The organism is Bacillales bacterium, assembly GCA_035700025.1.
Classification (GTDB): domain Bacteria; phylum Bacillota; class Bacilli; order Bacillales; family DASSOY01; genus DASSOY01.
The window spans coordinates 13,429-36,866 of sequence record DASSOY010000032.1 but is presented as its reverse complement, the minus strand read 5'-3'; the positions used below and the strand labels follow the sequence as shown (position 1 = coordinate 36,866).

31 protein-coding genes, 1 tRNA gene and 1 pseudogene are annotated in these 23,438 nt (G+C 50.3%); 11 read left to right on the top strand and 22 right to left on the bottom strand.

All coding sequences use genetic code 11. The annotated features are described in order from the left end of the window. Nucleotides 1-608: winged helix-turn-helix domain-containing protein (locus VFK44_05865; GenBank protein HET7627899.1), on the top strand; the 608-nt coding region annotated here is incomplete at its 5' end. A 100-nt stretch (nt 609-708) separates the two neighbouring features. Here VFK44_05865 and VFK44_05860 read toward each other — a convergent pair. Next, nucleotides 709-993, bottom strand: a complete 285-nt coding sequence (locus VFK44_05860; protein HET7627898.1) for a hypothetical protein — start codon at nt 991-993, stop codon at nt 709-711. A gap of 89 nt (nt 994-1,082) precedes the next feature. On the opposite strand from VFK44_05860, the gene VFK44_05855 reads away from it, so the two are divergent. Next, nucleotides 1,083-1,358 carry a hypothetical protein gene (locus VFK44_05855; protein ID HET7627897.1) on the top strand — a complete coding sequence of 92 codons (276 nt, stop codon included), beginning with the start codon at nt 1,083-1,085 and terminating at the stop codon, nt 1,356-1,358. Between the two features lie 36 nt (nt 1,359-1,394). Here the strand turns inward: VFK44_05855 and VFK44_05850 are convergent, their stop codons facing one another. The 9 genes from VFK44_05850 to VFK44_05810 form a co-directional block, all read right to left on the bottom strand. Then, nucleotides 1,395-2,690, bottom strand: a complete 1,296-nt coding sequence (locus VFK44_05850) for an MFS transporter (GenBank protein HET7627896.1) — start codon at nt 2,688-2,690, stop codon at nt 1,395-1,397. A gap of 141 nt (nt 2,691-2,831) precedes the next feature. Further along, nucleotides 2,832-4,082 carry an MFS transporter gene (locus tag VFK44_05845; GenBank protein HET7627895.1) on the bottom strand — a complete coding sequence of 417 codons (1,251 nt, stop codon included), beginning with the start codon at nt 4,080-4,082 and terminating at the stop codon, nt 2,832-2,834. A gap of 15 nt (nt 4,083-4,097) precedes the next feature. After that, a complete protein-coding gene (locus VFK44_05840) occupies nt 4,098-4,661 on the bottom strand; it encodes a winged helix-turn-helix domain-containing protein (protein ID HET7627894.1) in 564 nt (187 codons plus the stop codon). A gap of 100 nt (nt 4,662-4,761) precedes the next feature. Continuing rightward, nucleotides 4,762-5,049, bottom strand: a complete 288-nt coding sequence (locus tag VFK44_05835) for a 4a-hydroxytetrahydrobiopterin dehydratase (protein ID HET7627893.1) — start codon at nt 5,047-5,049, stop codon at nt 4,762-4,764. A gap of 14 nt (nt 5,050-5,063) precedes the next feature. After that, on the bottom strand, nt 5,064-5,864 hold the full coding sequence (locus VFK44_05830) for a cytochrome c oxidase assembly protein (GenBank protein ID HET7627892.1): 801 nt from the start codon (nt 5,862-5,864) through the stop codon (nt 5,064-5,066). A 122-nt stretch (nt 5,865-5,986) separates the two neighbouring features. Beyond that, complete coding sequence (locus VFK44_05825; protein HET7627891.1) at nt 5,987-7,462, bottom strand: EAL domain-containing protein; 1,476 nt, start codon at nt 7,460-7,462, stop codon at nt 5,987-5,989. 225 nt (nt 7,463-7,687) lie between these two features. Further along, nucleotides 7,688-8,494, bottom strand: coding sequence for an extradiol ring-cleavage dioxygenase (locus VFK44_05820; GenBank protein ID HET7627890.1), 807 nt, complete (start codon nt 8,492-8,494; stop codon nt 7,688-7,690). 107 nt (nt 8,495-8,601) lie between these two features. Beyond that, entirely contained in the window at nt 8,602-8,835 is a 234-nt protein-coding gene (locus tag VFK44_05815; protein HET7627889.1) for a hypothetical protein, read from the bottom strand. Next, nucleotides 8,832-9,086 carry a hypothetical protein gene (locus VFK44_05810; protein HET7627888.1) on the bottom strand — a complete coding sequence of 85 codons (255 nt, stop codon included), beginning with the start codon at nt 9,084-9,086 and terminating at the stop codon, nt 8,832-8,834. Before VFK44_05810 ends, VFK44_05815 begins: the two co-directional genes overlap by 4 nt. Before the next feature lie 78 nt (nt 9,087-9,164). Between VFK44_05810 and VFK44_05805 the strand changes: the two genes are divergently transcribed. Further along, on the top strand, nt 9,165-9,644 hold the full coding sequence (locus VFK44_05805) for an Hsp20/alpha crystallin family protein (GenBank protein HET7627887.1): 480 nt from the start codon (nt 9,165-9,167) through the stop codon (nt 9,642-9,644). Here VFK44_05805 and VFK44_05800 read toward each other — a convergent pair. Further along, nucleotides 9,641-9,871: a hypothetical protein gene (locus VFK44_05800; GenBank protein HET7627886.1), complete on the bottom strand. Its 231-nt coding sequence runs from the start codon at nt 9,869-9,871 to the stop codon at nt 9,641-9,643. The two genes, VFK44_05805 and VFK44_05800, sit on opposite strands and share 4 nt — an antisense overlap. A gap of 135 nt (nt 9,872-10,006) precedes the next feature. Here VFK44_05800 and VFK44_05795 point away from each other — a divergent pair, with 135 nt between their 5' ends. Then, complete coding sequence (locus VFK44_05795) at nt 10,007-10,339, top strand: hypothetical protein (GenBank protein ID HET7627885.1); 333 nt, start codon at nt 10,007-10,009, stop codon at nt 10,337-10,339. On the opposite strand, the gene VFK44_05790 is transcribed toward VFK44_05795, so the two are convergent. Further along, nucleotides 10,336-10,629, bottom strand: coding sequence for a hypothetical protein (locus VFK44_05790; protein ID HET7627884.1), 294 nt, complete (start codon nt 10,627-10,629; stop codon nt 10,336-10,338). The genes VFK44_05795 and VFK44_05790 overlap by 4 nt on opposite strands. Before the next feature lie 116 nt (nt 10,630-10,745). Between VFK44_05790 and VFK44_05785 the strand changes: the two genes are divergently transcribed. Continuing rightward, nucleotides 10,746-11,051: a hypothetical protein gene (locus tag VFK44_05785; GenBank protein ID HET7627883.1), complete on the top strand. Its 306-nt coding sequence runs from the start codon at nt 10,746-10,748 to the stop codon at nt 11,049-11,051. A 36-nt stretch (nt 11,052-11,087) separates the two neighbouring features. Here VFK44_05785 and VFK44_05780 read toward each other — a convergent pair whose 3' ends face one another. After that, nucleotides 11,088-12,101, bottom strand: coding sequence for a cytochrome d ubiquinol oxidase subunit II (locus tag VFK44_05780; GenBank protein HET7627882.1), 1,014 nt, complete (start codon nt 12,099-12,101; stop codon nt 11,088-11,090). 17 nt (nt 12,102-12,118) lie between these two features. Beyond that, entirely contained in the window at nt 12,119-13,450 is a 1,332-nt protein-coding gene (locus VFK44_05775) for a cytochrome ubiquinol oxidase subunit I (protein ID HET7627881.1), read from the bottom strand. A gap of 417 nt (nt 13,451-13,867) precedes the next feature. Between VFK44_05775 and VFK44_05770 the strand changes: the two genes are divergently transcribed. Next, entirely contained in the window at nt 13,868-14,041 is a 174-nt protein-coding gene (locus VFK44_05770; protein HET7627880.1) for a hypothetical protein, read from the top strand. A gap of 45 nt (nt 14,042-14,086) precedes the next feature. Here VFK44_05770 and VFK44_05765 read toward each other — a convergent pair whose 3' ends face one another. The 4 genes from VFK44_05765 to VFK44_05750 all read right to left on the bottom strand — a co-directional run bounded on the left by VFK44_05765 (nt 14,087) and on the right by VFK44_05750 (nt 15,647). Further along, a complete protein-coding gene (locus VFK44_05765; GenBank protein HET7627879.1) occupies nt 14,087-14,479 on the bottom strand; it encodes a type II toxin-antitoxin system death-on-curing family toxin in 393 nt (130 codons plus the stop codon). Next, on the bottom strand, nt 14,480-14,731 hold the full coding sequence (locus VFK44_05760) for an AbrB/MazE/SpoVT family DNA-binding domain-containing protein (protein ID HET7627878.1): 252 nt from the start codon (nt 14,729-14,731) through the stop codon (nt 14,480-14,482). It abuts the gene before it with no gap. Nucleotides 14,732-14,946: 215 nt separating this feature from the next. Further along, nucleotides 14,947-15,019: transfer RNA gene (locus VFK44_05755), tRNA-Ala, on the bottom strand. Nucleotides 15,020-15,116: 97 nt separating this feature from the next. Continuing rightward, complete coding sequence (locus VFK44_05750; GenBank protein ID HET7627877.1) at nt 15,117-15,647, bottom strand: PilZ domain-containing protein; 531 nt, start codon at nt 15,645-15,647, stop codon at nt 15,117-15,119. A 180-nt stretch (nt 15,648-15,827) separates the two neighbouring features. Here VFK44_05750 and VFK44_05745 point away from each other — a divergent pair, with 180 nt between their 5' ends. From VFK44_05745 to VFK44_05735, 3 genes are all read left to right on the top strand, one after another. Next, nucleotides 15,828-16,781, top strand: a complete 954-nt coding sequence (locus tag VFK44_05745) for an ABC transporter ATP-binding protein (protein HET7627876.1) — start codon at nt 15,828-15,830, stop codon at nt 16,779-16,781. Next, entirely contained in the window at nt 16,778-17,518 is a 741-nt protein-coding gene (locus VFK44_05740; protein ID HET7627875.1) for an ABC transporter permease, read from the top strand. Before VFK44_05745 ends, VFK44_05740 begins: the two co-directional genes overlap by 4 nt. A 97-nt stretch (nt 17,519-17,615) precedes the next feature. Next, nucleotides 17,616-17,819 carry a hypothetical protein gene (locus VFK44_05735; protein HET7627874.1) on the top strand — a complete coding sequence of 68 codons (204 nt, stop codon included), beginning with the start codon at nt 17,616-17,618 and terminating at the stop codon, nt 17,817-17,819. Nucleotides 17,820-17,822: 3 nt separating this feature from the next. Here the strand turns inward: VFK44_05735 and VFK44_05730 are convergent. Next, nucleotides 17,823-18,226 (bottom strand): annotated as a pseudogene (locus VFK44_05730) (VOC family protein). A gap of 166 nt (nt 18,227-18,392) precedes the next feature. Here VFK44_05730 and recQ point away from each other — a divergent pair. Beyond that, nucleotides 18,393-20,513 (top strand): DNA helicase RecQ, encoded by a 2,121-nt coding sequence (gene recQ / locus VFK44_05725; GenBank protein ID HET7627873.1) that lies wholly within the window; start codon nt 18,393-18,395, stop codon nt 20,511-20,513. Between the two features lie 199 nt (nt 20,514-20,712). Here recQ and VFK44_05720 read toward each other — a convergent pair whose 3' ends face one another. Both VFK44_05720 and VFK44_05715 read right to left on the bottom strand, forming a co-directional pair. Next, nucleotides 20,713-21,069: a Rieske (2Fe-2S) protein gene (locus tag VFK44_05720; GenBank protein ID HET7627872.1), complete on the bottom strand. Its 357-nt coding sequence runs from the start codon at nt 21,067-21,069 to the stop codon at nt 20,713-20,715. Then, nucleotides 21,069-22,076, bottom strand: coding sequence for an amidohydrolase family protein (locus VFK44_05715; protein ID HET7627871.1), 1,008 nt, complete (start codon nt 22,074-22,076; stop codon nt 21,069-21,071). Before VFK44_05715 ends, VFK44_05720 begins: the two co-directional genes overlap by 1 nt. A gap of 238 nt (nt 22,077-22,314) precedes the next feature. Between VFK44_05715 and VFK44_05710 the strand changes: the two genes are divergently transcribed. Next, nucleotides 22,315-22,491 carry an SE1832 family protein gene (locus VFK44_05710; protein ID HET7627870.1) on the top strand — a complete coding sequence of 59 codons (177 nt, stop codon included), beginning with the start codon at nt 22,315-22,317 and terminating at the stop codon, nt 22,489-22,491. Between the two features lie 26 nt (nt 22,492-22,517). Here VFK44_05710 and VFK44_05705 read toward each other — a convergent pair whose 3' ends face one another. After that, nucleotides 22,518-23,438 carry a type II secretion system F family protein gene (locus VFK44_05705; protein HET7627869.1) on the bottom strand — a complete coding sequence of 307 codons (921 nt, stop codon included), beginning with the start codon at nt 23,436-23,438 and terminating at the stop codon, nt 22,518-22,520.

Sequence of the window (23,438 nt, the reverse complement as noted above, 5' to 3'; positions counted from 1 at the left end):
AACTATGCGAGACGTATTTTCTGCTGAATGAAGCGGATAAAGGGAAGGCCCTGTTAGCCGAAGGGTTACGTAAAGCAAACGATCCATCGAACGACTACTTTCATCGGTTCAAAGTGCTGGAAGCGAAATTCGCAGCACGCGACCACGCCCACGAAACTTACCAAAAAGCGATTGCCCATTTCAGCCAACATGAAAGATGGCAACTCGTTATGGAACTCTCGAAAGAACTCATTTACTTCCAAGATCATAACGCGTTCCCGTTCGAAAACCGGACAGCAGCCGATAGCGAATCTCGAAGCGATGAAGCCGTTTGCCTCGGATACGGCATTTATTTCGACCCGAAGGCACATTGGGTCGGCCGGCCAGACCGTCCAAACGCTCTATCCAAACATGAAATCCAATTAATGCGGCTGTTCGTCAAGCATCGCGGCGAACCCTTGCAAACGGCGGAGATCGCCGAAAGGATTTGGCATGGAGCCATCGAAAACAACAGTGTTCGCAAGGCGATCCATCGACTGAAAAAGAAATTGGGACCGGCATCGGAACTGCTTTCCGGCCGTCCGCAAGGCGGCTACGTCCTGCAGAAAGACAACACTCCCGTTCCGTAAGGAAGGGGAGTGTTTTTTCGTGAAAGCGGCCTTTTTTCGGAGAAACGGAGACAAGCGTCGATTCACTGAACGGAATTCACAATAACATAAAGTAAACCTGCTAAGGAGGTGCTACTTCATGAGTGGAGATTGGTTCGATGAGTTCAATGAGTTCGACGAGTTCAACGAGTTCGATGATGATCACGACCATGATCATCGTGAGCGACGTCGACGCCGTCGTCGGAATGCCCGCAATGTTGCGAAAGTCATCAACAGCGGCAACTCTCGCGTAAAAGTCAAGACCGAGGCGGATGCCGATGCGGTTGCGAGAGCGATCGTAAGACAACGCCAGCGTCAACGTCAGCGCAGTGAGTTCGAGGAAGATTAATTGCCTCAGGATGAACAAAAGGCTGCCTGCCCTTAGGGGGGCGGCCTTATTCTACTCTATGACATAGCAACGAATGGTGATACATCCATCAAGAAAGGAGGTCGACGATGGAACCGGTTAACCAGTTAACCAAAGCGCTCGTAAACGAGAGCGGGAATGCCGACGTTTCCGTATATGTCGACACGACGCCGATTGCTTTTGCGATGCTTTGCTGCCTGCATGCGAGCGGGAAATTTAGCGACAAAGAAATGAGACACATGTTCCAAGCGTTTCAAGAGTTGAACCGACGGGCCTCCCGCGAAAAAAATCACCAGGAACGCTCACTCGGCAGCTTTCAAAGAGCGCATGCAGCCAGACCGAGCAAGGCGAAACTGTATATATAATCCTCATGAAAACATCCCCGTGGAACGGGGATGTTTTCATCGAAGCACAGCGGTCTTTTGTTGGGCCGCGGTTTTTTTCGATTCGAGGCTGTTGAACATGAAATAATATAAGACGGCACTGCAAACCGCCAACAGACAAAGCAAAGCAAACGTCCACGAATACCCGAACCAGACCGTCATCGGAATCGAGATCGGAGCAATGCTGCGGCCGATCGTGAACCGAAGGCTGGAAGCAGCGAAATATTGGCCGCGCATATGTTCAGGCGCTAACTTGGAAACAAAACTTTCCTGAATGCCGACGGTCATCAATTCGGCGGCCGTGAACATCGCCATAATGCCAATCAACCCCCAAATATTTACTGTGAGGCCAAATAATAAAATCGCCAATCCGTACAGCAACGAGGAAGATACAAAAACATTACGCTCCTTATACCGGCTCATCCATTTGGACATAGCCACGGTAAAGATGGAGACGAGAAACCCGTTCTCGGCGACGAGCCAACTGAATGCCTTCGTGCCATCAACGGTCCAATCCCAGTTGCCGAAGGCGAAAACCGTTTGTTCACGTACATTTTCCGTCGAGTATACCGCCATCAACAAATCGAGCTGCATAAACGTTTGGGCGACGAGAATTCCAGCAATTACGAACACAAGAAACGTTTTATCATTAACGATTACACGGTAATCCTGCAGTTGAGCGGCCAAATATCGGTACCACTTTTGCTTTTCCGGCGTCTTCGGAGCCATTTCTTTCCGTTGCGGTGCGGTTTCGGCAATCCACAGCTTGATGACGACGGCCAATACGGCGCTGACGACGGCGCATACAATCAAAAGCGGGAAACGGTAATGAAAAAAGAACACGCCGCCGATGATTGGACCGACGACAACCGTAATATTAATCGCCGTATAAAAAACAGCGAAAACGGAGCTTCGATGTTTTTCCGGAACGACATCAGCGACCATGGCGTGACTGGCCGGCCAGTACATCGCTTCGCACAGGCCGAGCAAAGAGAAGCTGATGAACGTGAGGAGGGCGGAATCCAGCCACGGAGAGTTCGCGTAAGCGAACAGCAAAAAACAAACGAGCTGGGCCGCCGCCGACCAAAACATCATTCTTTTCCTTCCGAATCGGTCGGCGCAGTAGCCCCCGGTGAGGCCGACGAAGACGCTTATGATTTGCGAGACAATCAACAAAACGCCGGACATTTCCTTTCCGAACGAATCGGCGAAATAGATCGTCATGAATGGAAAGAACGTCCAAAACAATAAATTCATGATGCCTTCGCTGATCAAGCGGATTTTCAAGTTTCGATCCCAGTCTTTCCACCTCACGGAAGCTCCCCCTTTCGTTTTGCGCACAAAAAAAGCCCGCGACAGGAAGTCGTGCTGCCGCAGACTTTGCATAAGAATGAAATTAATTTACCACAGCCTGGGCAGGAAAGCAAACTTTTTTTATTAAAATGATCGTTCATGCTAATCCATCTTGCGCATTGCAGGCACTTTCCAAAACACGAACAATACGAGGAGGACCAACGGAATTGCGCTCGCGGTCATGATCGTGTCGGCGGCTAAACCCAACGATAACAACAATGAGGTCAAAGCAAAGGATACAGGTGTCAGCCCTATCGCCGATACCGTCATCATACTCATCATCCGCCCGATCATTCGCTTTTCTACCATGCTTTGAATCGCCGAAATGAGCGGGATGTTCACACACTGCATGAATACTCCGAGAATAAACAGGAGGCCCATTGCCGCTGGAATCGAGCCGGACAGGCTGAAAACCAGATACGTCAGCGACAAACCAACCAAGGCAAGCATCGCGAACAACCCGCGCTTTCTTTTTATATTCACAATACTCATGACAACGGCTCCGATCACCATCCCAAATGATAGTGAACCCTCGATTCCGCTGTAATCCAATGTCGTTCCGTGAAGTACTTCGTCAACGAACAACGGCAGGCCTACCATCACTGGCCCGGTGAACACCATATTAATAGTAATGGAAATGGCAAACTCTGCCTTTAAGAAAGCGGATCCGCGTATGACATGCCAACCTTCCATAATCGAATGCCACATCGGCAGCTGCTTCATTCCGTCTTCTGTTCGTTCATTCACTGGTGCCTTCACGGCCAATGCGAAAAGACTCCCAATCGCCAGCGCCAGCGCGGTAAAGGCAAAAACGGCGGCATACCCTTTCCAAACAATGATCGCTCCAGCAAAAACCGGTCCGAATACAGCAGCCATTTGCGTCGTCGTTTGAATCAGCGAGTTGGCACGCGTCAACTGCTCTTCTTCTACGATATATGGAATGAGCGAATCCCGGGCCGGTCCGAAAAACGCGTTCAAGATGCCGAAAATAAGGGCGATGCCGACAAACAACCAGAGACCGATGAGATCCGAAGAGATTAAGAAAACAGCGAGAGCCCCGATTAAAACGGCGCGAAGCGCCTCTGATAAGAACATGATCTTCGAACGGCTGATGCGGTCGGCAGCGACGCCGCCGATCAACATGAAAAAGATCGTCGGAATTGAGCTCGCGATGAAAATGAAGGCGATCGAAGAGCGCAGGTCAAGAATGCGAACAATGTACCAGGCTTCGGAAAACATGAACATCGTTCGGCTGAAAGCCGAAAAGATCGTCGCCGTCCATAAAAAGAGAAAACGTTTATCGCGAAACAGCGTCGTTTTCGGCACCGCTTTCGCTAATGCGGTTTGTGTCATAACGTCACCTTCATTCTATTCTTCTTCCGCCTCCGGATATGGAAAGGAGAGAGCGCTGATATGATAGCGTTCAGTCTCTTGTCGCTTCGTCCGATGACCCCGTAAATAGTTGGAAACGTCTTTAATCTTCGCTTTCAACTCGGACAATTCTTCTTCATTCAACCAAACGTCTTCAAACCACATGAAATCGAACTTCAAGTTCGAACCTTCCATTTTACGCAAGATGGACTTCGTTTTATCCAATAAAACGAGCCCGTTTTCACGAAACAGGTTTTCGTAACCTTCTACGTGCTTGTTCACTTTCGGAATGATTTTCTCCAAGGAAATTTCCTTGGCAACCGGCTGATAAAATTTTTGCAAAATCCCGTTCTTCTCTTCCGTTTTCACCAGCTGAATGAGTCCTGCTTTTTCAAGCTCTTTAATGTGATAGCGAACTTTTGACGGCGGCAGTTCCAAGTCATCAGCCACCATTTTCCCCGTTTTCGGTCCTTCATCCAGCTCCCATAAAATTTGGATGCGCAACGGCTCACTGATGACTTTCAACTGCTCGATCGTTTCGATAAAATAAATATCCTCCATGTGCAACCATTCCTTAACGTGCAAATTTATTTGTACGTATTATAAAATAAATCCAACCCCGAAAGCAATAAAAAAAACTTGCCGATTGAATCGACAAGTTTTATTCGTTATAAAAGGCGTCATACTTCCCGGCCAACTCAAAATCAAGATCGGTCAAACCGCCGGCGTGCCACGAGGATAATTTTAACGTGACGACTTTGTAATCGATCGCTATGAACGGATGATGTTGGACCTCTTCGGAAAGCGCTGCGATCCGGTTCACGAACGTGACTCCGTCCGGAAACGTTTTAAACCGATACCGTTTTTGAATGAATTTCTCGTCCAACCGTTTCCACCCTTGCAAACGAGAAAGCTGTTGCGCGATTTCGTTTTCACTTAAGCGTTCCATTATATCCCTCCGTCTCAACGAATTTTTCGAAACGAAATAACTTTCGGTTTCCCGTGTTTCTCTTGCTCCCGGATCCGCTCGTTTCGAATCCAATGGTTTATGAGATAGACAATTTCAATGCTGTATACCGTCAATTGAAACGCCTTCAATACGCCGGCAGCCAATTGCTGGTCATAAATCGCCGGCAAGTAAGCCGACCCCGCATACGCCGGATAAAGCACTTGATCCGAAAACAACATCAGCATCGCAATCGGCGTCAGCATTAACGCGGTAATGAATAAATAAAAAATGCGCTGCATTTCGCTGAGCGGATTCAATTCAGGAAGCGGCGACAAAATCGACCACCACATCAAAAGTGCGGACAAGAAGAAAAATCCCTCAACGACCGCGGTCAATGCAGCATTTCCGTGGACGGCAGAAAAAACGGACGGCAAAAGATAAATCGAAAACCCGAGGTTAAACACGATGGCCGTCAGCCATGGGTATGTGAGGATTTGCAGTGTTCTCTTCACAGAATTGTTTTGCCGTAACGGCAGCAGCCATTGTCGCGGAACGCCGGCAAACAACAACCGAGGAACGACGAGATACAACACGGACTGTTGAAAAAGAAATGCCGTCATCCATCGTTCTTGCGCAACTACGGCAAAGGGACTGCCGCAAACGAGATAGATCAGCAACAAACCTGATAAAAACGCAAGCTTCTCACGCAGGCGGGGTTCATGCCGACGGGCATAGAAAATCGCGACACCTAAAAGCAATGCCGCAAGAATCGGATTCCACAACGATAGAAAACCGTGATCCTTAAACAGGTCCATCCGTCATTCTCCTCAATTACATCTGATGCTTTCATTATCGCAAAAGGCATTCGAATTGAAAAGCGACGGAAATTGGCAACACGCGACCCACAAACAAAGCGGCCGTACAACGGCCGCTTCAACTATCCTTCTTGAAAGCTCATGAAAAATTTTTCTTCCATTTGTTGCGCCGGCAACGGCCGGCTGAACAAAAATCCTTGTCCGTAATTGCAGCGGCCTTTCAAGAAAGCGAGCTGCTTTTGCGTTTCGATCCCCTCAGCAACGACCATCAATCCAAGCTGTCGCGCCATCACCGAAATGCCGTTAATGATCGCCGAGCTGTCTTGCGCCGTGCGTATGTTGGCGATGAACGATTTGTCGATTTTCAAGACGTCGATCGGCAGCCGCGTTAAATAACTGAGCGAAGAATAACCCGTCCCAAAATCATCGACCGCCAATTTGACATTCAATTGTTTCAATTCTTGCAAACGTTCCATGATCGTCGGGTTGTTGTAAACCGTAATGTTTTCCGTAATTTCAAAAACGAGCGCGTCGGGATCCACTTCATAGTCCTGCAATACGGTTTTCACCGTCCCAACGAAATCCGGCTGCAACAATTGCCGTGGTGAAACGTTCACATAGATTGACAAGTCTTGGTTCGCCAACGATCTCCATTTCTTCCATTGCTGGCAAGCCGTCTTCAAAACCCATTCGCCGATCGGGATAATCAAATCAAGTTCCTCAGAAAGCGGAATGAACTGGCTCGGTGGAATCGTTCCCAATTTCGGATTTTCCCACCGAATCAGCGCTTCCATCCCGATCATGCGTCCATCGTCCAAATTGATTTTCGGCTGGTAATGAAGAACGAACTCTTCCTTGTCAACCGCTTCGCGCAACTCTTTCTCGAGACTCATTTTCGACGGAAACAAATATTCAAGATTTTTCGTATAAAAATGATATTTCCCGGGACCGGATTCTTTCGCCATGAACAAAGCTGTGTCCGTATATTTAATGAGCGCTTCCAATGAACTTCCGTCATGCGGATACATGCTGATGCCGACGCTCACCGACACATGAAACGTCTGCCCGTTCAAAAGCATCGGTTCTCCGACCCGTTCAATAATCGTTTGCACCGTGCTTTCCGTTCGTTCAACCGTAGACCGATTCAGCATCAAGATAAACTCATCGCCCGACGACCGAGCAAATAAATCCCCTGGCTGCAAACACCCCCGTATTCGGTTCGACACACGGCGAATAATTTCATCCCCTGTCAAATGTCCCCACGAATCGTTGATGATTTTGAAACGGTCCAGATCAAGAAAGATGAACGAAATTTCGTCTTCCGTCTTTTCGGCGCGGATAAGCGCTTGTGATGCTTTTTTCATAAAATAAGGACGGTTGAAAATATCGGTCAACCCGTCTTTTTGCGAATAAAACCTCGCATTATCATAATTCTTCCCGAGCCACCAACCTAAATAACAATAACCGGCGGTCAGCAAGAGATTGACGGTCAGCACGCCTTCGCTCTTGAAAAAATTGTATGGCCATTCCAAGTAATACAATACAGCCGCACTTGCAATGGTAAAAGCAAGTCCGCTGATCCTCCCCATGTATTTCATCGTTCTCCTCCGATCAAAAACCAATACTTAGAAATCAACAAATTTCCCGCTCCTCTTGCCCCATCCGCCCTTCTCTTTCTCTCTCCCGCGGTTTATCGATTTGGTAAATTTTTCGACGGATGTATACTTAACTTCGACATTTATATACAATTTGTTTAGCTTTTCTGCAAAAAAATAAGGCCTCTGTGCAAAACAGAGACCATTTACCTATAAAATTGGGGCGATTCAACGAAATCCGGCACAGATCATCCCGAAATACGTAGGTACTTCGTAGGACAAAAAATCCACGCGCCGCTCCCCTTTCGGGATCGCCCCCGCAAGCACGAGCGCCTGCCGCAACCCGTCCGGCTTCGCCTCCTCCACCGCATCGCCGTCCAGCTCCCTCATCGCTTCCAACCGATTCGCCTTCACGAGCCGCACGACTTCCTCGTCCACGCGCTTCGCTTGCGGACTGAACCCGTACGGCCCCGATTCATCGTGCGTATGCGACCAGTCGCAGCTCGCGATCAAGCCGAATTTCGTCGTCGCCTGCTCCGCCGTCTTCCGCAGCACCGCGCCGAATCGCATCAGCTCATCGGGCGCCGTTTTCTTCGACGGCGTCACGACGACCACCGGCACATCCGGCATGAAGCGCAGCGGCACAATCGCTCCCCAGTCCAGCGGCAGCACCGACCCCTCGCCTTCGCTCGTGCCGAAATGGATGGACGCCGCCGGCAAGTTCGCCTTTTTCGCCTCAACAACGATCTCCGCCGCCGCCACACGATCGACGGTACGCGCCATTTCATAGCGCGCGCCGTTCTCCTCGACAACGCCGACAAGCCGTTCGCTGTCGGTGATCGCGAACCGGCCGTCGACACCCGTTCCGTGCGGCGTAATAACGAGGATCGTATCGGGTTGCCCCTCCTCCATCATCCGACCGAGCCGCTCCATGGCGCCGCGCGTCACCTTCATTCTTTGCGGATCTTCTCCAGCCAGTTCAGGAACGAGTTCCCCGCCGTGCGGCATGATGCAGCTGAATGCAAAAGGATTCACACTACCCCTTCTTTCTTCCGGAATATTTGGTGGTTCTTATTATCCCATACCCGGGGGCATTTGCGAATACACTTGGAGCCATCCGTGCGTTTGCTGCTCACGCCGGCTTAAAACACGCTTCTTTTCACGGAATTGGAATCGATCAAATCCGGATCGTTCACCGAGGAAATCGGGATGTTGAATACGGTCAAATCGCCGTTTTCTTCGCCAAAGCCTTGGTTTCTTTTCGTCGATAAATAAATGCCTTGTTTCTGAATCGGTCCGAAACTCAACGTCGCTTCCCGGTCCATGACGTTCACTTTAAACCCGAGAACGTTCACTTGCATCGGCGCAAAATTCATCGCAACCCTCCGTCAAGTTCGCAAAAATCGGTCACATTCGATTGCGGCGAATCGACCAAATCGCGGTCGTCGACCGAGCTGCGCGTCATGAAGCAGCTGTCGTCGCCGAAATTTTGCCCGAACCCTTGACTTTTTTTCGACGAATTCGTCCAGTCGGCTAAATAATTTTCCCCGATATTGACCGCCGACGCATTTTCGAACGAATTAATTTTAAACAAAAAAATATTTATGGAAACAGAAGGCGTATCCATGCCACCCCTCCTTGTTGGTTCACTATATGAACATTTTCCGGCGATCATGTGCAAGGATGCGGAAAGGAGACGAGACTGATGGACGTTGATAAATTGAAGCAATGGCTTGATACGGCGCGGCAATTTCAAGGCACCGACTTTTGGTCGGAAATTTTTGATGCCGACGAACGCGGCGGTAAACAAACGCGAAAGCGGCCGGACTCTACTGATAAGGAAATGGAAGCACCGCTGCCGCCGCTTGAGCTTCCTCTCATCGATGTGTATGCGAAACCGGACGAATGGATCGTCGTCGTCGACCTTCCGGGAGTCGCCAAGGAAGACGTGCAGCTTTCCGCATCTGGAAATCAGCTGAACATCCGCGGTGTTGCCCGGAGTACGTATCACCGCGAAGCTTCCGCCGTACAAACGGAACGGCTTTCCGGCTCCTTCGACCGCACCGTTCAGCTCCCTGAGCCCGTCAATGAAACCGAAACCGTCGCAGTCTTCCGCGACGGCATTCTCGAAATTCGCATTCGCCGGGCCGACACATCACCGCGGCACACGATCAACATCGACTAACGGCCGGAATGTCCATCGCTGCCATCGACGATGTCGCCGTCTTCCACAGAACCGGCCGGATTCATGAACATACATCCATCGCCGTTCTCCTCGCCAAAACCTTCCGATCGCTTGACGCTCGTCCGGGACCCGGTCAATTTTTTTTGTGAAAATGTCACCGTGCACCCTTTGCCGACATTGTTGATTTTCATCGCCGCGAGATCGACCCGCGAACGGGAAAACGCCATTGAGAAGTTCCTTCCTCGAACATGATCCGAACCGCTCGGTCATAAAGTACAAGTAACCTATGAAAATGGCGGGAAACCATGTTTTTTAAAAAATTACTCAAACAGATGATCAAAAATGACAAAGAAGTTGTTCGGATGCAGGAAAAAATTCGCCGGCTGGAAAAAGAGCTCGAGAAACTGCAATCCGCCGACGCCGGTCCCCCGCACATACCGACAACGATCATCGAAACGGTAAATGTTGAAAACGTATACGTCGATCAGCTCGAACATAACAACACTTTCGGCGCACTCGGCATCAAGTCGCTGGAAGGGAAGCTCAATATCGGCGCCAATTACGGCGTCGACCGGGTTCCGGACGCAAAGCAACCCAACCTGCACGACAAACGAAACAAAACCAGCGCCCATAAGAAAAAGCCTTCCGATCAGGAAGGCCCGGCGTACCATATCCGCCGACGAAGGCAGACTTAAACTTGAATTTGCGAACAAGCGCGAACCGCTTCTTCAACCGAATGCGCGGTGGCTTCATCGCTCTGCTCCGGCTGTTGTGCGGCGTTCTTTGCTTGATCGACCGCATTTTGCGCATCTTGGATTTGCTGGATCGACGCGGCATCAACGTTGTTCTCAGCCGCTTCCAGCGCCCGGCTCAACTGTTGCTCCGCTTCCTGCAGCTGGTTGACCGCCTGTCCACGGTTTTCCCGCGCTTGCTGGCACGCTTGCTGCGCTCTTTCAATGCTTTGTTTCACTTGGTCGTTCGCCACTGGGCACCCTCCTTATCGCAGAATGTTTCTTCCATAGGATAAGGAGAATTCCGTCGTTTTATGTATCCGCCGGCCGAAAGGCACACCGCCGCCTGCGGGAAAGGGAGGTTCGATCCGTGAAGAAACTCGTTCCGTTCATTTGCACGCTCGTCATCGAAACGGGATGCACGCTATTTGCCGCAGACCGGCTGCCTATCCGTTTCACTGCGTTAATGTCGCTCGCCGGACTCCTTTTTCCGACCCTCGTTTTAGTAATTTCCGAGAGCAGTCGTTTTGTCGTTAATGACGGCAGCAGCACGGCTTCATTATCTTCCGGATCCGCCCGCCGCTTCAAGCGCATCAAACCGCGGCTCAATTCGGCGATCGTCGCTTCGTTGCTGTATGCCTTTATCGGATTGTTTTTCTATATGATCGGCGTGTAACTGTTTCGGCTAACCATGAATCGCACCGAGCCGCCGTCACTTTTTCTTCCCTTTCACGTACTCCGCATCGAAGACGAACAACCGCATGAGCAGCACGAGCGACGGAATGAGCAACACGAGCCCGAGCACGAACGCAATCATCAACGCTTCGCTCATCGCCGGCAACGTCAATGCACTGTCCAGTTTGATATACGGATATAAAATGAACGGCAAGTGTGTCGCCCCATAACCGAAAAAGGCGAAGAAAAACTGCAGCATGACGAAGAAAAATGCCGTCCCATAGTGCCGTTCGCTGAAAATGAGCCAAACGGCGAGCAAGAAAAACAACAGCGACAGCAAAAACCAGTAACTCTGATTGAGCATGTTTTGAAAATGCGTGAAATTGTGCTGTTCCATCGCGATAAACACAAGGACGCTGGCAAGGATCGTCGGCAAGCTCCAAAACAACGTATATTGGCGGAGCAGCCGGCGCGCCGGTTCGTCCTCAGCCTTCGCCGCATAATACGTCAAAAACGCCGCACTGATGAACAAGACCGAGACGAGCGCAAGCAGCACGACCGACCACGAATAAAAACTCGTCAGCAACCGCCCGGCGAGAAATACGACGCGGCCGCCTTTTTCGACGATGTATCCGCCTTCGGAGATTGTCATCGCCGTCGAAAGCGCAGCCGGAATGAGCAACCCGGTCGCCCCGTATATAAAAGAGTACAAGAGGCTGTCTTTGGCCCCGTAATGGTTGAATGCGTAAAACGAACCGCGAATCGCGAGCAAAACGAGCGCAAGGCTGCCGGGAATGAGCAGCGCCGTCCCGTAATAATAGGCCGTGTCAGGGAAAAAACCGACGATGCCGACGAAGAAAAAGACGAAAAACACGTTCGTCACTTCCCACACCGGCGACAAGTAGCGGCCGATCAATTGGTTCATCACCAGCGGTTTGCGAGACAATTTTTCATAGAAAGAAAAGAATCCGGCCCCGAAGTCAATCGAAGCGACAATCAAATAGCCGTACAAAAACATCCATAATACCGTAATTCCGATCCATTCGGCCATGCCGCCTCCCCCTTTCGTTAATCGTCAACGCCGGATTCCAAGTCCGTTTCCAGCGGATGGTGCCGGTAAATGCGAAGCAAAACGAGCGTGCACATCGTTCCTAAGAAAGCATACAGCAGTCCGAACAACAATAGCATCCAACCTGTCCCCGACGCGTTCGTAGCCGCTGCCGCCGTTTTCATGAGATGATACAAAATCCACGGTTGCCGTCCGACTTCGGCAAAGATCCAACCCGCCTCGATGGCGATCATCGACAACGGACCGCCTGCGACAATCAGCCATAACAACGGCCGGCGAAACCGCTTGAACCAGTGGAAGCGGGCCAAGAATACGAACAAAAACGATATCCCGAGCAAATAACTGCCGATCGCCACCATTAAATCGAACAAATAATGAATCCATAGCGGCGGCGTCAGTGCTTCTTTATATTGGTCGAGCCCGATCACTTTTCCGTTAAAGTCGTCGGTGGCAAGAAAACTGAGACCGTTCGGAATCGTCAGCGCATATTTCACTTCATGATCATCGGTCAGAATGCCCCCGACTTTCAAATCGGCGCCGCGCTGCGTTTCAAAATGCCATTCGGCCGCCGCCAATTTCTCCGGCTGGTATTCGGCAAGATATTTTCCCGCCAAATCCCCAACGGCAATCGTTGCCACGGAAAAGACGAACACCGCTCCCATCGTCAGCTTCAACGCTTTCTGGTAATACGGGTTGAAACCTTTCTTCAACAGAAGGAAAGCTGTAATCGCCGCAAGCACGCAAGCCGCTGTCAAATACGCGGAAGCCAACACATGCCCGACTTCGGTCGGCGTCGCCGGATTAAACATCGCTTCGATCGGGTCGACCCCGGTAATCACGCCGTTCTCAATGGTCACCCCGCGCGGTTGATTCATGAATGCATTAACGGTCGTAATGAAAAACGCCGAGGCCGACGATCCAAGTACAACCGGGATCGACAACAGCCAATGGTATAGCGGGTTATCAAAACGGTCCCACGTGTATAAATACATGCCTAGGAAAATGGCTTCGAAGAAAAAGGCGAACGTCTCCATGAACAGCGGCAGGCTGATCACGTTTCCTGCTACTCGCATGAACGTCGGCCAAAGCAGCGAGAGTTGTAAGCCGATGCACGTTCCAGTCACGACGCCGACCGCAACCGTCACGACAAACCCGCGCGTCCAACGGCGGGCAAGCAAAATGTATTGGCTGTCTTTCCTGCGAATCCCGACCGCTTCAGCGATGCAAATCATGAGCGGAACGCCGACCCCGATCGTCGCGAATATAATATGAAAGCCGAGCGTCAGCGAAGTTAACAGCCGGCTGTACAGGACTGAATCCATATGGACCACCCTTTCATCTTCATTGTACCCTTGCGGGCGGACGGAAGAAACTTTCAGCCTGCGCGAGTCTCTCAATTTTCTTTCTGCGTGTAGACCGGCAATAGACTTTTTACGTATGAACAGGCAACTTCCTTCTTACGCATAGACAGACAGTAGACTTCGAACACATGAACGGCAACGAACTTTGTGATTTATTTCACATACTACATTCAGCATAACATAAATCGGACGGATATGGGGAGCGGAAGGATTTTTTTTGGGACGGCCATTGAACATGAAGAAGACATTATCGTGTCACTGACGTAATTTCGACTCCTCGTTGACACGATTTCCTTTCCGGGTACGCTTCATTTGCGTGTATGCCGGCTATTTTTGCTCATTTTTTGCGATTCCACCCGCGTCATTGAGCGGTTTGATGTTATGAAAATGAGTGATCCACAGATTTTGGTGTTGATTGGAGCGAAAATGGTGTTGATTGGAGCAAAAACGGTGTTGATTGGAGCGAAAACCGAATGCATTGGAGCGAAAACAAGGTTGATTCGAGCAAATGACCGATCATTCGAGGATTGGGTCATCATTCGGCAGGGCGTCCTTGGCTGACACGATAAACAAAAACACCGACCCAACATTCGGATCGGTATTTCCTCAAACTCGGAAAATAGAAGTTTCAATCGTTTCAACAATTTGTTCAAAGGTGACCTGATGGTTGACTACATCGACGGTGAAGTCTTCTTGCGCTTTTTGAGTCGGCATTTCAAAGTCATAGCCGTTATAGTAGAGAAATTGTGTAAGGGAAGCGAACGCCGTCCGTTTGTTGGCATTATGAAAAGCATGATTTTGCGCCAATGATTCGAACAGTGCTGCTGCTTGACTTGCAAGACTCGGATACGCAGCTTGACCATATGCCGACTGCTGAGCACGGAAAACGGCGGATTCGAGCAGTGTACGATCCTTAACCCCAACTTGCTCACCTACTGAATATTTGAAGATCATGTACTGGTTGATCGCCTCAACTTCTTTTACAGTCAAGTACCGCATCTAACGATCCTTTAACCCGTGGAAGGTTTCATGATGCTTCTTCGTGTTTCGTTCCAATACTTCAAAAAAGTCGGGACTGATGCCTTCAGGCAGATCGACCTTTCGGCTTTTACTGATGGAAATCATGCCGTCTACGCTCTTTACGTTCACGTAGTCTCCAGGCTCAATACCATGTTCCCTCAACATTTCGATCGGTATCGTAACCCCATAACTGCGTCCGATCTTCGTCACCTTTCTTTCCAACCTTGTCACCACCTTATAAGGTACCTTGCAATAATATTATAACCGTTATAACCATTATAATCCATAAAACAGCGGAATGCCATCGACGTCTTGAGAAATCCACGTAAAAAAAATTGGCTTACGCCAAGCAAAACTCCTTGGCTGACACGATAAACTTTCCGAAACGGCAAAAAGCCGCTTATGCTTCAACTCCAGCATTTTGCGGCCTTGTATGATTCAATGGATGGAGCCTATGGGATTCGAACCCACGACCTCTTACATGCGAAGCAAGCGCTCTCCCAACTGAGCTAAGGCCCCTTGTGAAGCACGAAACTGGACATCGGCCATCATCATTCCTCTCATCACGGCTTTCTATTCTCGTGATTTACGATAAACATTTTATAGGGCATTTTCATTAGAATGTCACGGCTGCTTGCCTTCTTGCCAATTCGATTTGATTGATGGCGACGCCTAACCTTTGTTGATCCGATTCTGTCATGCCGACAAATTGCACGCCGTATCCAACATGGCTTTCTTTCACTTGCGCTTCTTTTCGAACGATCAACCCTTTTAAGCAAAATGCCTCTTCTTGCAAATCGAAATTCATTTCAATAAACACATCATCCTTGACCGGAATGTCCATCTTGCTGTTCAGTTTGATCCCGCCAATGCTAATGTTTGCGATTTCACCTTTTACGACTTCGTTGATGCGGTCCTTTAATACAGGATTCTCGGTATCCAACAGCTTCACTTCACAAGATTTCTCAGTCAAATCAATCCTGTGATATTTCCGTCGATTCTTGCTATCATTATGAACAGACGGCTGGAGAGGAATCGCTTGCAAATCCGATGATTTTTCTTTTGCGTTCTTTTGCATCACGACGCTCGTTAAAATGGCAATTGCTGCAATAATGACAATCGTATTGACAACCGTAATAAAAACCATATCAACCATCACCTTTTCAGTTTTTACTCTCCTTCTATATATCGTCTGAATTCCGCTTGAACTTAAATATTTGATGCGCGTCTTTCCCACAAACGTGACGCGAATCTATGGAGCGGGCAACGAAACTCAATGTTACGTCCGTAAAGAGTAAGGGCGAAACCTTTTGCGGGAAACGTTCGTATGAATGAGAAGAATATTGATGCAGAGGAGCGAAGCAAAATGACGAACGTCATTGAAGTGAAAGGCTTGACGAAACGGTACGGCGATAAGACAGCTGTGCACGACATTTCCTTCACGGTTAAAAAAGGCGAAATATTCGGGATCATTGGCCCGAACGGCGCCGGCAAGACGACGACGATCGAGATTTTGGAAGGGTTGCGCAAACGTGATGCTGGCGAAGTGAACGTACTCGGATTCGATCCTGGCAAGGAGGCAGAACGTTACCAATTAAATCAAAAGATCGGCGTGCAATTTCAAGCAACGTCGATTCAAGAATTAATGAAAGTGAAAGAAGCGCTGCAACTGTTTGCCTCTTTTTATGAAAAAGTTCCCGATTACGACGACTTGATCCAGCAATTGCATCTCGAAGACAAACTCGACTCGTATTTCAAAGATCTTTCCGGGGGTTGGAAACAGAGGGTGACGCTCGCCTTGTCGGTGCTGCACCGGCCGGACATCGTGTTTCTCGACGAACCGAGCATGGGGCTGGATCCGCAAGCCCGCCGCGATCTCTGGGAAGTCATTCATTCGCTGAAAGAAAGCGGCACGACGATTTTGGTGACGACCCACTATATGGAAGAAGCGGAAAAGCTGTGCGATCGCGTGGCAATGGTTTATGAAGGCAGGGTTCGGGCGCTTGACAAGCCGAGAGTGCTGCTGGAGCAGTTGGCAACGAATTTTCTTTCTTTCGAAAGTCCGGATGTCGATCGAGAAGTGCTTTCCCGCCTGCCGTGCGTCCAACAAATCGAGCATCAGGAAGATCACTTCCGCATTCAAACGGATGATTTGCAGCATTTGGCGTATCTTGTGTTGAAAAAATGTGAAGAACAAGATTGGAAACTGTCGGCGTTCCGCTTTGAGCGAGGCTCGATGGACGACTTGTTTGTTCACTTGTTAAAGGAGCCCTCGGCATGAATAAAATTGTCAAGTTATCCGCGATGGAAACGAAGCTGTTTTTCCGAGAGAAAATGGCGGTCTTCTGGACGTTTTTGTTCCCGCTGTTAATGATTTGGCTGTTCGGCGCGATGTTTGGGGATACGAAAATTGGCGGAATGTCCTACAGCGACGCTTACGTTCCGTCTTGGATTGCCGTCAACTTGATGACGATAGCCTTTTTCGGCATCGGGACGGTGCTCGCCAGTTATCGCGAAAAAGGCATCTTGCGGCGCTACCAAGCGACGACGGTTCGGCCCTGGATGGTCTTGACCGCGCAAACCGTGCAAGGCACGATCATTTTTGTCATCAGCGCCATCATCATCATCGTCTTCGCTGTGCTCAAATTCGACCTGAGCGAGCCGAAATATTTAGGCAGCACCCTTCTCGCTTTCGGGCTCAGCCTGATCGCTTTTTTCCCGTTCGGCTTACTCATCAACTCGATCGGCAAAAGCGTGCGCACGGCGAACGCGATCAGCTCGCTCGCAATGAACTTGATGATCTTCTTGTCCGGCGCGACGTTCCCGCTCGAAATGATGCCGAAATTCCTGCAATACGTCGCCCACCTCTTGCCGCTCTACTACGTCATCGACCTAACCCGGCAAACGTGGAACTTCACGCCTCTTTGGCAAAACAGCCTCGATCTCGCCGTGTTGATCGGCATCGCCGTCGTTTCGATCACTTTATCTTCCCGCTATTTCCGCTGGAGCGGACAATGAAATTCATTGTCCGGCTTCAGTTTTTTCCTACACAACTGGAACAAAATCCGTTAAACTAGTAACCGAATGCATCCAAATGTTAGGAGGGAATTTTACAATGAATAATGATATTTACAAACTCAACCAACTTCGTGACCAAGTGGGACACATAGCTGACAATACTTCGCGAGGTTTTACGCATATTGACGTAGACTTGCAACAACTTATACATACGCTTACGATCACGAATCTATTGCTTGGAGCGATTGTTGTCATCGGCATCATCCATCTCATCCTTAAATGGCGAGACAAACAAAGTTGAAGGTTAAATCCCCTCCGTATTCATCAGCACGATCCGCCAGCCGTCGGGGTCTTCGACCGACTTCCCTTTCGCTTCCCAGTACGGATTCTCCGGCGGGACCTCAGGATATCCCATTTCCGCAAATTTCCCCATGATCTGCTCAATCTCCCTTGCATCCGGAATATAAAAGACGAGCAGATTGTCTTTCGTCGGCCCTGGGCATGGTGTTCCATCCACGTGTTGCGTAAATTCCAGATGGTGCTCCATCCCCGGTAAGCCGAAAATCACCCTTCATAGCCGCGATGCCCGGAAAACGTTGTCAAAATCTCCAAACCTACTCCTTCTTTATAAAATTGAATGACTTCCTCGTAACGATCCGTCGGTCTGGCCATCCTCACTTGAGCCGCCGTAAATTTTGGGAATTTCATCGTACGCTCACTCCTTTTTTTCTTTTACTCTAACAAAATCTGTTTTGCACAACTTCCCCCATCCTTACGAACCGTCCCTCAGCCTTTCGTCGGAGGTCGACAAGCGGTCTTCGACGAGATACGATAGAAGGGTAAATTTTTTTTTAATCGATAATGAGGTGTACCGATGCTCGATCAAGCACGATCTTTACTGCAAAAATATTACGGCTACCCGGCCTTCCGGCCAGGCCAGGAACAAGCCATTGAAAGCATATTGAAAGGTAATGACACAGTTGCGATCATGCCGACCGGCGGCGGCAAATCGATTTGCTACCAAATTCCCGCCCTTCTGCTCGACGGCGTCACGCTCGTCGTTTCGCCGCTCATCTCCTTGATGAAAGACCAAGTCGACGCGCTCAACCAAATCGGCATCCCGGCGACGTTCATCAACAGCTCGCTCACCGGCGCAGAAGTCGCCGACCGCATCCAAGGCGCACGCCTTGGCCGCTTCAAGCTCATCTACGTCGCGCCCGAGCGGCTCGAATCCGGCGCCTTCCTGCGCCTGCTCGATGCCCTCGACGTCGCCATGGTCGCCATCGACGAGGCCCATTGCCTGTCGGAATGGGGCCACGACTTCCGCCCAAGCTACCGCGCGATCGCTCCCGCGCTCGCCGAGCTGCGCTCGCGCCCGCTCGTCTCCGCCTTCACGGCGACGGCTACGCCTGAGGTCATCGAAGACATCCGCTCCCAACTCGCGTTGCGCGCGGAAAACGTCTTCTCGACCGGTTTCGGCCGCGACAACTTGTCGTTCACCGTTGTCCGCGGCGAAAACAAGCGCGATTTCGTGATGCAGTACATCAAAGCGCGTCCCAACCAGTCCGGCATCATTTACGCCGCAACGCGTAAAGAAGTCGATCAGCTTCACCAATATTTGCAGACGAAAGGCTATTCCGTCGGCAAATATCACGCCGGGTTGAACGAGGACGAGCGCAAGCTCGCCCAAGAAGCTTTTTTATACGACGATACACTGCTGATGGTCGCGACAAACGCATTCGGCATGGGCATTGACAAGTCGAACGTCCGCTTCGTCATCCACCACAACTTGCCGAAAAATATCGAGGCGTACTATCAGGAAGCCGGTCGTGCCGGACGCGACGGGGAACCGAGTGAATGTACGCTGCTCTTTCACCCGCGCGACGCGCAGCTGCACAAATTCTTCATTGAACAAGGCGAAGCGCCGGAAGACCGCAAGCAAGCGGAGCATCGCAAGCTGCAAAGCATGGTCGATTACGGCTACACGACGCAATGCCTCCACCGGACGATCGTCGAGTATTTCGGTGAGACCGACGCGGAAGATTGCGGCCGCTGCAGCAATTGTACAGGGAATTACGAGATCGAAGATGTGACAGTCGAGGCGCAAAAAGTGTTCTCGTGCGTGAAGCGCATGAACGAGCAGTTCGGGGTGACGATGATCTCGGACGTGCTGAAGGGCTCGAAGAATAAGCGGATTCGCGACATGCGGCTCGATCGGCTGCCGACGTACGGCCTCATGAAAAAATTAACGAAGAACGCGATCTCGGATTTGATCAAGGTGTTCATCGCCGAAGGGTATTTGGCGCTCGAAGGCGGTCAATATCCGGTTGTAAAATTGCAACCGCGGTCGGTGGCCGTCCTGCGCGGCGAAGAGCAAGTGCTGCACAAGACGCTGAAGCCGTTAAAACAGGCGCAAGCCGCCGGCAACGAGGCGCTGTTCGAAGAACTGCGCGCGTTGCGCAGAGAGATTGCCGAAGCCGAACACGTGCCGCCGTTCGTCATTTTCTCGGACCAGACGCTGCGCGAATTGAGCGACTACGCGCCGAAGGAAATGGACGAACTGCTGAAAGTGAAAGGGATCGGCGAGCGCAAGCTCGAAAAATACGGCGCCGCGTTTCTGGAGGCGATCGCGCGCTTCGAACTCGAAGCGCGCGAGGTGCCGGAAGCGGCGGCGGCCGCTAGCGATGACGAAGGCGATACGCCGAGTCATCGCGTGTCGTATGAGCTTTTCCGGGACGGAAAAAGCGTGGAGGCGATAGCGGCGGAGCGCGGGATGAGCGCGAACACGGTCGAGCGCCACCTCTTCCGCGCAGCGGAAGAGGGGTGTGAGCTGGCGTGGGAGCGGCTCATTCAGGCGGAGTACGAGGCGCAAGTGATGGCGGCAGCGACGGAGCTGCAGGCGGAGAAGCTGAAGCCGATCAAGGAGGCGCTGCCGGATGAGGTGAGTTATACGACGATTCGCGGGGCGCTGCTGAAGCAGCGCTTAGGTAAATGAATCGATTATGACAGACCTTATTTTCGAAAAATCGGCGATTTTTGAAGAAAAACGCTCACTGACGATCTTATTTCCGTAAAAACCTTGAAAATGAAGGCGGTTTTCGCATCGATTACGGAAATAAGCCTTCTCATGCACGATTTCACTTTGAAACCCGGCATTCTATGAAAATAAGGCATCTGATGCACGTTTCCAAATCTTATTTAGAAACGATAACGTTCCCGCCGACAATGTCAACCGTGAAGCTCGGCAGCTTTCGCCTCGGGTCGGTGAGCATGCGGCCGTCGTTTTTAACGTCAAATTCGCGGCCGTGCCACGGGCAGCGAAGAATTTCTTTTTTCCGGCCGTAGCAATATTCGCCCGGACGATCCGTCGGAACGGAGGTCCCGCATAAGACGCCTTTCGACATCGGTCCGCCTTGATGAATGCAGCGATTGGAAAAAGCATAAAAGTCTCCGTCCAGCGTCCGACAGACGACAATCGGCGTCCGGCCGAGGGACGCCTCCATCATCTCACCGGGTTGGAGTTCGGAAGTTTTGCAAACGACGTTTTCCATTAAGCATCCCCTCCCCCATCTGGCAATTTCGGATAAGAAGCGAGCGCATTCCCGTAAAAAATTTTACTTCTTAACGGCTCATCCAAATTCGGCAGCGCACGGGTCGGCGAATCATAATCCCAATGCGGATAGTCCGTCGAGAAACAAATCATGTCCTCCGATCCCATTTGATCGACGTACTGCATGAACTCTTTCTTGCTCATTTCTTCCATCGGCTGGGTCGTGAAGCGAACGTGTTCGCGAATGATGTCGCTCGGTTTTCGTTTGAGCCACGGAATCTCGTGGCGCAAATTATCGTACTGTTGATCCATTTTTTTCATCAAATGCGGCGCGAACGTGAATCCGCCCTCAATCATGACGAGCTTCAGCCCGGGAAATTTTTCAAAAACGCCGTTATATACGAGATTGCTCACCTGGATCATGTGGGCGGTCGGAATCAATGTATGCCATTCGATAAAATAACGCGGCCATTTGCCGAAGTGCGTCGGCGGTTCATTATGGTGCATCCCGATCGTCAGCTCGTGACGCTCAGCTGCTTCGAAAATCGGATGATAATACGGATCTCCCCACAGTTTATCGTCGATGGGCAGCAAGATTTGCACCATTTTCGGATGGGAACCGACCCGCTCGATTTCGCGTACGGCGGCCTGAGGATCATCCGCTGACAAATGGACCGATCCGTAAAGACGGTCGTCTTTTTCAAGAAACGTTTCGATTTGCCAATTGTTGTAGGCGCTGGCTAATGCTGCGGCCATCTCATACCAGCCATGCATCGAAGACGGAGAAGGATCAAGCGCTCCGGTCAAAATGCCGTAGACATGCCCGCACTCGTCCAAAAGCTGTTTTTGCATAAAATGGAGATCGGTTCCCGCCGGTCTGCCGTCAGGAACTCTGGCATCCGCACGATCGACGCCCGCCACGGCAGGCTGCGTGTAAGGCAGATGTTTCTCTTGCACCCAATTGGCGTCAGAAATGTATTGCCGCCACGGTTCATCCAAATACTTCACCAACTCTTCATAAAGAATCCGTTCGTGAATGTCAGTGTCAATGATCTGTCGTTTCGTTCGGGAGCGCGTACCGGTTGCGTCCGCGATAAATAAAACCTCCTTAGTTTAAATTTCAGGCTGTTTACACGTTTCGATACTTTGATTTTATTTTCCTTCCTTATGATCGATTCGATGTTGAATCACGAAATTCGATCCCTCTTGCCGTTTCGCGTTACAATAGAGCCAGGAGTGATACGAAATGGAAAAAAAACAACTCGAGTACCGGCTTGTCGAGCTGAAAGCGGATTATGCGCGCATCCAAAGCGATCTCGAAAAAATGGAAGCAGTCACCGGGAACTCCGCCTCGGCGGAGAAGGCGCTCATCTCTGTCGAAGACGAGATGGCGAAAGTCCGGAAACAATTGAGCAAGCTGTAAAACGGACGGGATTCATTCCCGTCCGTTTAGTTATTTGAAAAGGTATCGATGAATTGTAACACTGCGGGACCGAGCAGGACGATGAAAAGACTCGGGAAAATGAATAAGACGAGCGGGAATAGCATTTTGATCGGGGCTTTCATCGCAGTTTCTTCGGCGCGCTGCTTTCGCTGTTCGCGTACTTCTTCCGATTGGATCCGCAGCACTTTGACGAGGCCGATGCCGAGTTTCTCGGCCTGCAAAATGTTGCTGATCAAGACGCGAAGTTCATTTAAGATCAAGCGGTCTCTTACGCCGCTTAAGGCATCTCTTCTCGTCTTGCCGAGACGTATTTCTTCGAGGCAGCGGCGGAATTCGCCGCTCAGGACGCCATTTTTCCGAGAGACGACTTTTCCCAGCGCGGAATCAAAACCAAGACCGGCTTCCAGGCTGACCGTTAACAGGTCGAGAATGTCCGGGAGTTCTCGCAAAGCTTTATGATTTCGTTGTTTCGTTTTCAATCGCAAATAGTAATTCGGCAACCCCCAAGCGACGATAAGCGCAAACGCCGCCAATAGTAAAATGACAAGTTTTCCTGCGTTAAGCATGCTTCCATAAACCATCGCCAAAACTGGAAAGAGAATCAGCATGACGATTTTCAAAATGAGAAATTCAACCGGCGCCATCCCCATCGGACTCCCTGCCTGCAACAGTTTCATCTCAAGTTTCGCCGTCTCTTCGCTTTTCATTCCACGTTGAAAATTTTGTTTTAATTCATGCCAAAGCGGTGCGCCGATCCGTTCCCATAAAGAACGCCGCTCCTCTTGCTCTTCATCGGCCAAAACAGACGATTGTTGATGGAAGACCGATGAAATTCTTTTTTGCACACGGTTTTGCCGCTCGCGGCGCAACGAAATCCAGAAACTGATGAAAAGCACGACCGTACAAAAAAAAGCGACATACAACAT

Excerpts from the sequence above, each read along its gene's own strand:
- VFK44_05855 (HET7627897.1), top strand. The coding sequence starts at position 1,083 with ATGGAACCGGTTAACCAGTTAACCAAAGCGCTCGTAAACGAGAGCGGG.
- VFK44_05845 (HET7627895.1), bottom strand. The coding sequence starts at position 4,082 with ATGACACAAACCGCATTAGCGAAAGCGGTGCCGAAAACGACGCTGTTT.
- VFK44_05840 (HET7627894.1), bottom strand. The coding sequence starts at position 4,661 with ATGGAGGATATTTATTTTATCGAAACGATCGAGCAGTTGAAAGTCATC.
- VFK44_05835 (HET7627893.1), bottom strand. The coding sequence starts at position 5,049 with ATGGAACGCTTAAGTGAAAACGAAATCGCGCAACAGCTTTCTCGTTTG.
- VFK44_05830 (HET7627892.1), bottom strand. The coding sequence starts at position 5,864 with ATGGACCTGTTTAAGGATCACGGTTTTCTATCGTTGTGGAATCCGATT.
- VFK44_05825 (HET7627891.1), bottom strand. The coding sequence starts at position 7,462 with ATGAAATACATGGGGAGGATCAGCGGACTTGCTTTTACCATTGCAAGT.
- VFK44_05815 (HET7627889.1), bottom strand. The coding sequence starts at position 8,835 with ATGAATTTTGCGCCGATGCAAGTGAACGTTCTCGGGTTTAAAGTGAAC.
- VFK44_05810 (HET7627888.1), bottom strand. The coding sequence starts at position 9,086 with ATGGATACGCCTTCTGTTTCCATAAATATTTTTTTGTTTAAAATTAAT.
- VFK44_05805 (HET7627887.1), top strand. The coding sequence starts at position 9,165 with ATGGACGTTGATAAATTGAAGCAATGGCTTGATACGGCGCGGCAATTT.
- VFK44_05800 (HET7627886.1), bottom strand. The coding sequence starts at position 9,871 with ATGGCGTTTTCCCGTTCGCGGGTCGATCTCGCGGCGATGAAAATCAAC.
- VFK44_05795 (HET7627885.1), top strand. The coding sequence starts at position 10,007 with ATGCAGGAAAAAATTCGCCGGCTGGAAAAAGAGCTCGAGAAACTGCAA.
- VFK44_05780 (HET7627882.1), bottom strand. The coding sequence starts at position 12,101 with ATGGCCGAATGGATCGGAATTACGGTATTATGGATGTTTTTGTACGGC.
- VFK44_05770 (HET7627880.1), top strand. The coding sequence starts at position 13,868 with ATGAGTGATCCACAGATTTTGGTGTTGATTGGAGCGAAAATGGTGTTG.
- VFK44_05765 (HET7627879.1), bottom strand. The coding sequence starts at position 14,479 with ATGCGGTACTTGACTGTAAAAGAAGTTGAGGCGATCAACCAGTACATG.
- VFK44_05750 (HET7627877.1), bottom strand. The coding sequence starts at position 15,647 with ATGGTTTTTATTACGGTTGTCAATACGATTGTCATTATTGCAGCAATT.
- VFK44_05745 (HET7627876.1), top strand. The coding sequence starts at position 15,828 with ATGAATGAGAAGAATATTGATGCAGAGGAGCGAAGCAAAATGACGAAC.
- VFK44_05740 (HET7627875.1), top strand. The coding sequence starts at position 16,778 with ATGAATAAAATTGTCAAGTTATCCGCGATGGAAACGAAGCTGTTTTTC.
- VFK44_05735 (HET7627874.1), top strand. The coding sequence starts at position 17,616 with ATGAATAATGATATTTACAAACTCAACCAACTTCGTGACCAAGTGGGA.
- recQ (HET7627873.1), top strand. The coding sequence starts at position 18,393 with ATGCTCGATCAAGCACGATCTTTACTGCAAAAATATTACGGCTACCCG.
- VFK44_05720 (HET7627872.1), bottom strand. The coding sequence starts at position 21,069 with ATGGAAAACGTCGTTTGCAAAACTTCCGAACTCCAACCCGGTGAGATG.
- VFK44_05710 (HET7627870.1), top strand. The coding sequence starts at position 22,315 with ATGGAAAAAAAACAACTCGAGTACCGGCTTGTCGAGCTGAAAGCGGAT.
- VFK44_05705 (HET7627869.1), bottom strand. The coding sequence starts at position 23,438 with ATGTTGTATGTCGCTTTTTTTTGTACGGTCGTGCTTTTCATCAGTTTC.